The sequence below is a fragment of the Vibrio sp. Isolate22 genome (genome assembly GCF_022398115.1).
In the GTDB taxonomy this organism is placed as follows: domain Bacteria; phylum Pseudomonadota; class Gammaproteobacteria; order Enterobacterales; family Vibrionaceae; genus Vibrio.
Genome location: NZ_JAKEUW010000047.1, coordinates 31,451 through 42,220 on the forward strand (window position 1 = coordinate 31,451; position 10,770 = coordinate 42,220).

The window sequence follows — 10,770 nt, forward strand, 5'->3', positions numbered from 1 at the left end:
TTACTATTCCAAGCATTGTAAGAATAATGAGATAGGAGGAAAATATGGCAGAGCAATTAGAATTCGACCAAGCTCACCAAACCCTCCAAGAAGTCAGCGAAGCCCTAGAAAACGGCCGATTTGTACACGTACGCCGACAACTTCAGGACATGGAGCCTGAGGATATTGCACACCTTTTAGAAGCCTCCCCTCGCAAAAGTCGTGACGTACTCTGGCAACTCACCGATCCAGAAGACTACGGTGAAATTCTTGATGAACTAAACGAAGACGTTAAAGATGCTCTTGTGTCAAAAATGGCACCAGAGACCTTGGCCGAAGCAACCGAAGGCATGGAAACGGATGACGTCGCGTACGTACTTCGAAGCCTACCTGACGATGTTTCTCGCGAAGTCCTTTCTCAAATGGACTCCGCCGATCGTGCACTAGTTGAAACCGCCCTGTCGTACCCAGAAGACTCTGCCGGTGCGATCATGAATACCGACGTAATCACGATTCGTGGTGATGTCGATGTTGATGTTGTACTGCGTTATTTGCGTATGCGTGGCGAACTGCCTGATGCAACCGATGCTCTGTATGTCATTGACGAAGAAGAGCGTCTGATTGGTAACTTGTCACTGACCACACTGATTACGACTCAGCCTGATATTGCCGTTTCAGAAGTGATGGACGATGCAGATGAAGCCATCTCCGTAGAAACCAGTGCGTCAGATATCGCGAGCCTATTTGAACGTCGTAACTGGGTTTCAGCACCGGTTGTCGATAGCAACCAACATCTCGTTGGTCGTATTACTATCGATGACGTGGTTGATGTTATCCGTGAAGATGCCGAACACTCAATGATGAGTATGGCGGGTATGGACGATGACGAAGATACCTTCGCACCGGTCGTAAAATCTGCTCGTCGTCGTAGCGTATGGCTTGGTGCTAACGTTCTAGCAGCGCTTGCTGCCGCATCTGTTTCCAACATGTTTGAAGCAACGCTCGACCAAATGGCTGCGATTGCGGTTCTGATGACGATTGTACCGTCGATGGGTGGTGTTGCTGGTAACCAAACCGTTGCTCTAGTGATTCGTGGTTTAGCACTTGGTCACATCGGTGACAGTAACAAACGCGAATTACTATTCAAAGAGGCAGCTATCGGCTTCCTCAACGGCGTTCTATGGGCCGTTATCATTGGTGGTATTGTGGTAGCTTGGAAAGGCAACTGGATACTGGGAGGCATCATCTCAGCCGCAATGATGACCAACTTGATAGTGGCTGGTATCGCCGGTGTAACCATTCCTGTAATGCTGAAGAAGATGAATATCGACCCAGCATTAGCCGGTGGTATGGCACTCACCACAGTAACCGATGTTATTGGCCTATCGGTGTTCTTGGGCCTAGCAACCATACTTATCTAAGTTGTTGTCATAAAGCGCTTTAACAGCAAAACACTGCATACAAAAAGGGAGCCATCGGCTCCCTTTTTTAGTTCATCAATCTGGCGTTAACTGAATTACTCGCCTGCCACTTTCATAGACTCAAGCAGGATAGAACCCGTTTGAATTTGCGAGCGCGTTTCAACGTCGTTACCCACAGCAACGATCTGATTGAACATATCTTTTAGGTTACCCGCGATGGTCACTTCCGATACTGGGTATTGGATTTCTCCATTCTCAACCCAGAAACCTGCCGCGCCACGAGAGTAATCACCTGTTACGGTATTCACGCCTTGGCCCATCACTTCAGTTACGAGGAAGCCAGTGCCCAACTCTTTAAGCATCTGCTCAAAGTTTTGGCCTGTCGATTTAACGAACCAGTTATGAATACCACCAGCATGCCCCGTCGGAGTCATATCCATTTTACGTGCTGCGTAACTCGTTAGTAGGTAGGTTGCAAGTACACCATCAGTGATGATTTCACGATCTTGAGTAAGCACACCTTCACTATCAAATGGGCTCGACGCCAAACCGCGTAAGATATGAGGACGCTCAGAGATGTTGAACCAATCCGGCAAGATTTTCTGGCCTAAATGATCCAATAGGAAAGACGCTTTGCGGTATAGGTTACCACCACTGATCGCCATCACGAGGTGACCAATAAGGCCAGTCGCTACATCATTGGCAAACATGATCGGGTATTGACCTGTTGCTAGCTTTTTCGCATCTAAACGGCTAATGGTCTTTTCTGCTGCTTCTTGACCTACTCGTTCAGGCGTCCATAGCTCATCACGGTGACGTGCAACGGTATAGCTGTAGTCACGTTCCATTTCACCATTAGCACCCTGACCAATCACACAACAGCTCGTGCTATGGCGGCTTGATGCATAACTTGCTAGCAGACCATGGCTATTACCATAGACCTTAACACCATAGTGGCTGTCGTAGCTTGCGCCATCGCTTTGTTTGATCTTATCGCTGTAAGATAGCGCTTGTTTCTCAGCTGCAATCGCAATCTCAGCCGCGTAGTCTGGGTTTGGTTCATCAGGGTGGAAAAGGTCCAAATCTGGAATCTCTTTCACCATGTATTCTTTTGCTGCAGGACCTGCGAACGGGTCTTCTGAAGTGTACTGAGCGATATCAAGTGCCGCTGCGACTGTTTGAGCAATCGCTTTTTCACTCAGATCAGATGTAGATGCACTGCCTTTTTTCTGGCCGCGATAAACAGTAATGCCTAGCGCACCATCACTATTAAATTCAACGTTTTCCACTTCACACATGCGTGTTGAAACACTCAAACCCGTTGACTTAGTAATAGCGACCTCAGCGGCGTCGGCACTCACAGAGGCCATGTCCAACGCTTTTGCAACTGCGGCTTCTAGATCAACTCTTTGCTGGGCGACTTGCTGTTTTACATCCATATCTATTCTAATTTTGTAGGTCAATATTACGTAGGATAACAAGAATTTCGCTTTCTCCCCAAGATTCTTGCTAAAATAGGCAATATATTCGTTTGAGATAGTGACATAGGCAGAAAAGATGGCTCGCAAAAACCAAAAAGCTCCATGGGAACCAGAAGAAGAAATCATCTGGGTAAGTAAAACCGAAATGAAAACGGACATGGAAGCCCTACAGAAACTAGGGGAAGAACTTGTTACCCTAAAGCCATCAGTATTAGAGAAATTCCCTCTGTCTGAAGATTTGGCACTCGCGATCAAAGACGCACAACGCTTTAAGAACGAAGCAAAACGTCGCCAGCTTCAATACATTGGTAAGATCATGCGTAACATCGACCCAGAGCCGATTCAAGCTGCTTTGGACAAGGTACGTAACAAGCACTCACAAGCAACAGCTGAACTACACAAGCTTGAGCAACTGCGTGACCGTATCGTTGAAGAAGGTGATGCTGCTATTTCAGAAGTCATGGATATGTACCCTGAAGCAGACCGTCAACGTCTTCGTCAACTTGCTCGCCAAGCTAACAAAGAGAAGAAAGCAAACAAGCCAGCAAAGGCTTTCCGTGAGATCTTCCAAATCCTGAAAGAGCTAAAACAAGAAGACTAATCCGTCATCGCTTTATCAGTTACCAAAAAAAGACCTAGCACGCGCTAGGTCTTTTTTTGATTCTGCTGGTAATTAAGTACTACTCGCCAGCTCTTACAAATGAGCTCAACTCTGACTGCGGGTGGTCAACCGCCAGCATTTCTATCGAGTCCTCGACTAACACCTTACCCAACGCGACGAACACAAACTTATTCGCAATACTACGTGCATCACCTAAATGGTGCGTCACCATCAAAACAGTAATATTGCGCTCTGCTGCTAACCGCTTCACTAAGCAAAGCATCTCTTCTCGCAGTAACGGATCCAGCGCCGAAAAAGGCTCATCAAGTAACCAAATATCGTGAGGTTGAACGAAACAACGTGCTAATGCGACACGCTGACGCTGACCACCAGATAACTGTTCAGGTAACCTATCCAAATACTCAGCGACGCCAACTTGGGCAGCCGCTTGCTCTACCGCTTGCTTTTGGGTTGCAGTAAGCTTTAAGCCTGGGTGTAACCCTAAGCCAATGTTTTCACGCACCGTGAGATGAGCAAACAGGTTATGCTCTTGAAACAGCATTGCCAATGGGCGCTGATGTGCTTCTTTACCAATCAGCGATTGCCCAGCTACCGAGATCTCTCCGGATGTCGGCTCAATAAAGCCCGCAACTAAAGCAAGCAGGGTTGATTTACCCGCGCCACTCGGCCCCATCAGGGCAACAATATCGCCCTGCTCTGCTTGGAAATCAAAACTAAACAACTCTTGGTGATAGTGGTAATCCACATCTTTCATCACTAACATCATCGGTCCCTTAACTCTTTAGCTTTGAGCTTCGAGTAAATAAAAATTCAATCAGGCTAAAGCTGCCAACACTCAGCAACAGCAGACTCACTGACACCACTGCCGCAGCTTCCATTTGATAGCTACCTAACAATTGGAATAGATATAAAGGCAAGGTTCTGAAATCTTGGCTACCAAACAAGGCAATCGCGCTGAGATCGCCCATCGCCAACATAATGCTAATAGAGAAAGCCTGCGCCATCGGTTGACGCAATGCACGCCACTCCACTAACCTAAATCGAGTAAAGCCAGTCATACCCAAACTGGCACACACATATTGATATTGCTGAGACAGATGCAACATAGGTTGGGCAAGTGTCTTAATCACATAAGGCAGCGCCATTAGACTATTTACGGCAATAACAATAAAGAACGCCAAGCTGAACACATCGGTAAATGAACGTAGCAGTAAGAAGATACCTGTGCTGATCACTAACCCCGGCGTCACCAAGATAATAGTGCCGATCAGCTCGATTTTATCGGCTCTGATCGTCTTGTTTTGCAAGCGCCATGCACGACTGGTAAGCAATATCGCGATACCTATGCCGACTGCAATAACACTCGCCAATAAAGCGACTTTCACCGAAGTCATCAACGCCGCCCAAAACGGCTCACTGCTCAGTACAGCCAATGACTGAGCGTTAATACCACTAACAAGCACCATCAACAGTGGCGGTAATACGAGTATTGAGACCATGATGATCCAAAAGCTATCCCAAGCTTTTGACCACCAGCTGTCCTTAACCAAATACTTTTCTTCCGACAGCTGACTCGCGGTCACTGAGATAGGCTTAGACAGGCGCTGAATACTCACCGCTAACACGCCACATAACAGCATTTGCCATATCGCCAGCAAAGCCCCCGCTTGCAGATCAAAGTCGAACTTAATCGCCTGATAAATTGCGAGCTCGATAGTGGTTGATTTAGGGCCACCGCCTAGCGCCATCACGGTAGCAAAACTGGTAAAGCACAGCATGAAGACTAAGCCACATACATGAGGTAACTGTTGCCTTAAGCGAGGCCATTCTACCCACCTGAATTTGTTCCAATGACTCATGCCTAAATGTGCGCATAACTTGTGCTGCTCAGCAGGCACGGTATCTAACGCTTGCAGAAGTAAGCGACAGGAATAAGGCAGATTGAAGAAGACGTGTGCCAACAAAATACCATTCAGGCCATAAATCGAAAATGGTAACTCAATGTCGAAGTTCGCCACGAACTTAGCTAACCAACCACTGTTGCCGTAAATAGCCAGTAAGCCAAAGACGCCGACTAACACAGGCAGAACCAAGGTCGACGCAAAGAGCCTTAACAGTAGCGCTCGTCCAAAGAACTGTCTGCGGCACAAAGCGTGTGCAATAGGTATAGCAAAGCCAACACTCAGCACCGTTGAGAGTGTCGCTTGATAAAAACTGAACTTCGTTACATGCCAATAGTAGGGATCGGACCATACTTGGCTGATATCAAGAGAAGGGGCATTGCTAAGCAATGCCCCTACTGCTGAAACCACGAAGGCGGTAATGAGTATCGCGACCCAAATACCGACCTTAGGCGTTTTCTTTATCATAAATTGATTGTTACCGTAAAAAGTCCATTCCAAACATAAAGAATGGCTTTAAATACAGGTCGTTCATTCTTTTAAAAGTAAATTAAAAAGTAAGTGCACTCTGCCATTCACGAATCCAAGGCTTACGCTTCTCGGCGATCTCTTCAGAGCTAAAGCTTAACGCTTGCTGAGGTACCGTCAGTTGTTCGAAACCTTTAGGTAGCTCAACATCTGTCACAGGGTACATCCAGTTACCTGTTGGCATCGCCGATTGGAATTCATCACTTAGGATAAACGCCATAAACTCATCAGCAAGCTTTTCATTCTTACTGCCTTTGACCTTTGCAGCTACTTCCACTTGAGTGTAATGCCCCTCTTCAAAGTTCGCAGCTGCGTACTTAGAATCGTTCTCTGCAATGATGTGGTAAGCCGGAGAAGTGGTATAAGACAATACTAGATCAGATTCACCCTCTAGGAACATAGAGTAAGCTTCAGACCAGCCTTTAGTTACCGTCACCGTTTTCTGAGCTAGCTTCTTCCACGCCGCTGTCGCTTCATCACCGTACACCGATTTCATCCAAAGCATCATGCCTTGGCCAGGTGTTGATGTACGTGGATCTTGGTAGATAACCTTCAGGTCTTCACGTTGCTCAACCAACTCTTTCAGACTTTTCGGTGGGTTTGCTAGCTTCTCTGTGTTGTAGACAAAAGCGAAGTAACCAAAGTCATAAGGTACAAAGGTATTATCGTCCCAGCCATTTGGCAGTGTTACCGATGATGTATCAACATTGTGCTCAGCCAGTAAGCCTGTTGCTTTCGCTTCAGCCATCAGGTTGTTGTCTAAGCCCAGAACAATGTCAGCTTTGCTGTTGCCACCCTCAAGACGTAAACGGTTAAGAATAGATACGCCATCTTCGAGCGCGACAAAATTCACATCACAGCCACACTTTTCTTCAAATGCTTTCTCTACGGCAGGACGAGGGCCCCAATCCGCAGCAAAAGAGTCATAGGTGTATACGGTTAACGTATCGTCTGCAGCAAAGGCAGAAAAAGAGATAGCTGTAGTAACAGCAAGGGTAGTTAATGTGAATTTCACTGGACGCTCTCCATGGTCTGAGCGGCACAGGTTTGAGGGAGGAGAACGATAGAGGTTGTTCCTAACTCAATTCCTACGCCAGCATTATCTGGTTCAGGTTTACGGGTCCCAAGCACCTGCTTGATCTCAGCTCGCATTCATAATTTGAATGGTTTGCTCCCCGATGAGTGTCCGGAATTGTAATTCGATTTTTAACAATAAGCTATCAAGTTTGGATCAATTACGTTGATCGTAGCCCCATCTAGGCACTAAACCTTGGTCAATACCTAGATGGTCCAGAATGCGCGCCACCATAAAATCGACCAAGTCTTCTATTGACTTAGGTTGGTGATAAAAACCTGGAGCGGCTGGCATGATGGTTACCCCCATCGTCGATAGCTTGTGCATGTTCTCTAGATGTAGCGTTGAGAATGGCGTTTCACGAACCACCAATAACAGCTGACCTCGCTCTTTCATCACCACATCTGCTGCGCGCTCAATCAGGTTGTCCGATAACCCATGAGCAATGGATGCCAAACTGCCCGCAGAACATGGGCAAACCACCATCTGCTTCGGCGCTGCAGATCCTGATGCAACTGGAGAGAACCAGTCATCTTTACCGCACACCACTAGCTTTTCTGGATCGCAGCCCAAGTGCTTAACCAAGGCTTGCTTTGCCGCATCCGGCCCAGCAGGTAACTTGAGCTCATGCTCTGTAGCCAACACCACTCGTGCTGCCGACGAAATTAGCAGGCAGACTTGATAGTCTGCTGCCAACAAGCATTCAAGCAAGCGCAATCCGTAAGGCGCACCAGATGCGCCAGTGAAGGCAAGAGTTATCGCTTTATCGTGTTTTGTCATGTTCTCAGTTACTTCAAATTATAAGGTCGTGGATTGGATTAACCTTTAAGGGCTAACGCATCCAACAATTTCTGGTGAATACCACCAAAGCCACCATTACTCATTACCAGAATTTGGTCGCCCGCTTGCGCCTCTGAGACAATTTTAGCAACAAATACATCCATATCATCACTAACATGTGCAGGCTGATGACAAGCATCTGCGACATCCTGTACCGACCAATCAATGTTGTCCGGTTGGAATAAGTAGGTGGAATCCGCTTGTTTGAGCGAATCAGCCAAGGTTTCTTTATGCACACCACGCTTCATGGTGGCGGAACGAGGCTCTAAAACGGCAATGATTTTTTTCGAGTCGACCTTATTACGTAAACCACCGAGCGTAAGTTCAATCGCCGTTGGGTGATGGGCAAAATCATCATAAACAGACACACCAGCAACCTCGCCTTTAAACTCTAGACGACGTTTAGTATTGATGAATTTCGCTAACGATTCGCACGCTAAATCTGGCGTCACACCCACATGCCTTGCCGCAGCAATCGCCATAAGAGCATTGTTGACGTTGTGATCACCAACCAGGTCCCAATCTACCGTACCAACACACTCACCTTGGAAGTAAACTTCAAATTGAGAGCCATCTTTAACTCGCTTTTTGGCATCCCAATCGCCAGCTTCGCCACTCGATTCTGTCTCACTCCAGCAGCCACGTGATAGAACATCTTGAATAGCGGTATCTTGCTTAGGTGAGAAAATACGACCATTGCCTGGCACAGTTCGCACTAAATAGTGGAATTGACGTTTGATCGCTTCAAGATCGTCAAAAATGTCGGCATGATCGAACTCAAGGTTATTCATTACCAAGGTTCTTGGGTGGTAATGAACGAACTTAGAGCGTTTGTCGAAAAAAGCACTGTCGTATTCGTCAGCTTCTACGACGAAGAACATGCTTTCACCCAAGCGAGCAGATATACCAAAGTTACCCAATACCCCACCAACTAAAAAGCCGGGAGCATAACCGCAATCTTCCAAGATCCAAGCTAGCATGCTGGATGTCGTGGTTTTACCGTGAGTACCGGACACCGCAAGAACCCAGCGGTCGTGCAGCAAGAACTCTTGCAGCCATTGTGGGCCAGATGTGTATCTAAGGTTGTTATCCAAGACATACTCAACACATGGGTTACCGCGGCTCATCGCATTTCCGATAACCACCAGGTCAGGCCTAGGCTCTAGTTGGCTTGGGTCGAACCCTTCAATAATTTCAATCCCTTGCGACTCCAACAAAGTACTCATTGGAGGATAAACATTCGCGTCACTACCGGTAACCTTGTGACCTAATTGACGAGCCAATACCGCAGCACCGCCCATGAAGGTGCCACAAATTCCTAAGATATGAATATGCATAAATTGCTTCCAAACGCTTGGCTAATATAAACAGTGCCTAATTAAAACGGCTTGTACTCATTATCATTAAATGAAGATTAAAAGCGAGCGGCAATGCAAAACAAATTGAGTCGACATAGTAAGTGAGATCTGTGTCGCTTAGTTCATTACCATTAAAAAGATCTAAGCCTTAGAATTTAGGTAAGCGTCTAGATGAATAAAGCCCACTTAAGAGGCAAATTCTATGGTGCTCAAATCCCCCCTAATATTCAGAGAAGTTTAAGGAAATAACATGTCTGAGATGCGCACCCTTGGTGAGTTCATTGTTGAGAAACAGAGTGACTTCCCCCATGCAAGTGGTGATCTATCATCCCTTTTGTCATCAATTCGTCTTGCTGCAAAAATTGTTAACCGTGAAATCAACAAAGCAGGTCTTGTCGACATTACTGGCGCTGTTGGTACAGACAACGTTCAAGGTGAAGAGCAGCAGAAGCTAGACCTTTATGCGAACGACAAATTTAAAGCGGCTCTAGAAGCTCGTGACCAAGTTTGTGGTGTAGCAAGTGAAGAAGAAGACGAAGCCGTTGCCTTCAATAAAGAGCTCAACAAAAACGCAAAATACGTCGTACTGATGGATCCACTAGATGGCTCTTCAAATATCGATGTAAACGTATCGGTTGGTACGATTTTCTCTATCTACCGCCGTGTGTCTCCAATCGGAACACCACCGACTCAAGAAGACTTCCTACAACCAGGTCACAAACAGGTAGCTGCCGGTTACGTGATTTACGGTTCTTCAACCATGCTGGTTTACACAACGGGTGCTGGCGTAAATGGTTTCACCTACGACCCATCTCTGGGTACTTTCTGTCTATCTCATGAAAACATGATGATTCCAAACGAAGGTAAGATCTACTCGATCAACGAAGGTAACTACATTCGCTTCCCAACAGGTGTGAAGAAGTACATCAAGTACTGTCAAGAGAGCGAGCCAAGTGATAACCGCCCTTACACGTCACGCTACATTGGTTCTCTTGTATCAGATTTCCACCGCAATCTACTAAAAGGCGGCATCTACTTATACCCAAGTACAGAGAGCCACCCTCAAGGTAAACTGCGTTTGCTTTATGAGTGCAACCCTATTGCCTTCATCATGGAGCAAGCAGGCGGCATCGCTTCTGATGGTGTACAACGTATCATGGACATCAAACCAACTGAGCTACACCAACGTGTACCTTTCTTTGTTGGTTCTAAGAATATGGTTCGTAAAGTCGAAGAGTTTCTTGAGCAGAATCCAGACTAACCCTCTCGTTTCTTTCTCAGCTTAACTTCATTAAAAAAGCCAGCATCGAAATGCTGGCTTTTTTTAGGTTCATCGCGGCTTTCCGGGGAAAGCCGCTTTTATCTTCAAGAAGAAGTAGTCTGTATCTCGATACCCATACCCCATTCGCTTGATTAACTTTATTTTGTTGTTTATCCCTTCCAATGTGCAGGTGTTGAGCGGATAACTTGCCGATCCAATAATACCGTGAAGATAAGGCCTCAGTTTTCGTGCGAACTCTTTCAATGGCTTAATTCCACTTTCTTGCACTTGTGCCCACCATACC

The 10,770-nt window shown here is 46.4% G+C and carries 10 protein-coding genes and 1 riboswitch; of the genes, 3 read left to right on the forward strand and 7 right to left on the reverse strand.

The features are described 5' to 3' along the window. Positions 1 to 44: 44 nt before the first annotated feature. A complete protein-coding gene (gene mgtE, locus L1D55_RS20575; protein WP_004738711.1) occupies positions 45 to 1,400 on the forward strand; it encodes a magnesium transporter in 1,356 nt (451 codons plus the stop codon). Between the two features lie 95 nt (positions 1,401 to 1,495). On the opposite strand, the gene pmbA is transcribed toward mgtE, so the two are convergent. After that, positions 1,496 to 2,839, reverse strand: a complete 1,344-nt coding sequence (pmbA, locus tag L1D55_RS20580; protein ID WP_239918650.1) for a metalloprotease PmbA — start codon at positions 2,837 to 2,839, stop codon at positions 1,496 to 1,498. A 118-nt stretch (positions 2,840 to 2,957) separates the two neighbouring features. On the opposite strand from pmbA, the gene yjgA reads away from it, so the two are divergent. After that, positions 2,958 to 3,482: a ribosome biogenesis factor YjgA gene (gene yjgA, locus L1D55_RS20585; RefSeq protein ID WP_239918651.1), complete on the forward strand. Its 525-nt coding sequence runs from the start codon at positions 2,958 to 2,960 to the stop codon at positions 3,480 to 3,482. A gap of 79 nt (positions 3,483 to 3,561) precedes the next feature. On the opposite strand, the gene thiQ is transcribed toward yjgA, so the two are convergent. The 5 genes from thiQ to mpl all read right to left on the reverse strand — a co-directional run bounded on the left by thiQ (position 3,562) and on the right by mpl (position 9,184). Next, positions 3,562 to 4,266, reverse strand: coding sequence for a thiamine ABC transporter ATP-binding protein (gene thiQ / locus L1D55_RS20590; RefSeq protein ID WP_239918652.1), 705 nt, complete (start codon positions 4,264 to 4,266; stop codon positions 3,562 to 3,564). Positions 4,267 to 4,276: 10 nt separating this feature from the next. Continuing rightward, positions 4,277 to 5,872, reverse strand: coding sequence for a thiamine/thiamine pyrophosphate ABC transporter permease ThiP (gene thiP / locus L1D55_RS20595; RefSeq protein WP_239918653.1), 1,596 nt, complete (start codon positions 5,870 to 5,872; stop codon positions 4,277 to 4,279). An 82-nt stretch (positions 5,873 to 5,954) separates the two neighbouring features. Beyond that, positions 5,955 to 6,947, reverse strand: a complete 993-nt coding sequence (gene thiB, locus L1D55_RS20600; protein ID WP_063522568.1) for a thiamine ABC transporter substrate binding subunit — start codon at positions 6,945 to 6,947, stop codon at positions 5,955 to 5,957. Between the two features lie 53 nt (positions 6,948 to 7,000). Next, positions 7,001 to 7,120, reverse strand: a riboswitch (TPP riboswitch). A gap of 43 nt (positions 7,121 to 7,163) precedes the next feature. After that, entirely contained in the window at positions 7,164 to 7,787 is a 624-nt protein-coding gene (locus tag L1D55_RS20605; RefSeq protein WP_239918654.1) for a flavin prenyltransferase UbiX, read from the reverse strand. Between the two features lie 38 nt (positions 7,788 to 7,825). Then, complete coding sequence (gene mpl / locus L1D55_RS20610) at positions 7,826 to 9,184, reverse strand: UDP-N-acetylmuramate:L-alanyl-gamma-D-glutamyl-meso-diaminopimelate ligase (RefSeq protein WP_239918655.1); 1,359 nt, start codon at positions 9,182 to 9,184, stop codon at positions 7,826 to 7,828. 271 nt (positions 9,185 to 9,455) lie between these two features. Between mpl and fbp the strand changes: the two genes are divergently transcribed. Further along, positions 9,456 to 10,466: a class 1 fructose-bisphosphatase gene (gene fbp / locus L1D55_RS20615; RefSeq protein ID WP_239918656.1), complete on the forward strand. Its 1,011-nt coding sequence runs from the start codon at positions 9,456 to 9,458 to the stop codon at positions 10,464 to 10,466. Positions 10,467 to 10,535: 69 nt separating this feature from the next. Here fbp and L1D55_RS20620 read toward each other — a convergent pair. After that, positions 10,536 to 10,770, reverse strand: a 235-nt coding sequence (locus tag L1D55_RS20620) for a transposase (protein ID WP_239917017.1), incomplete at its 5' end; no start/stop codon positions are given.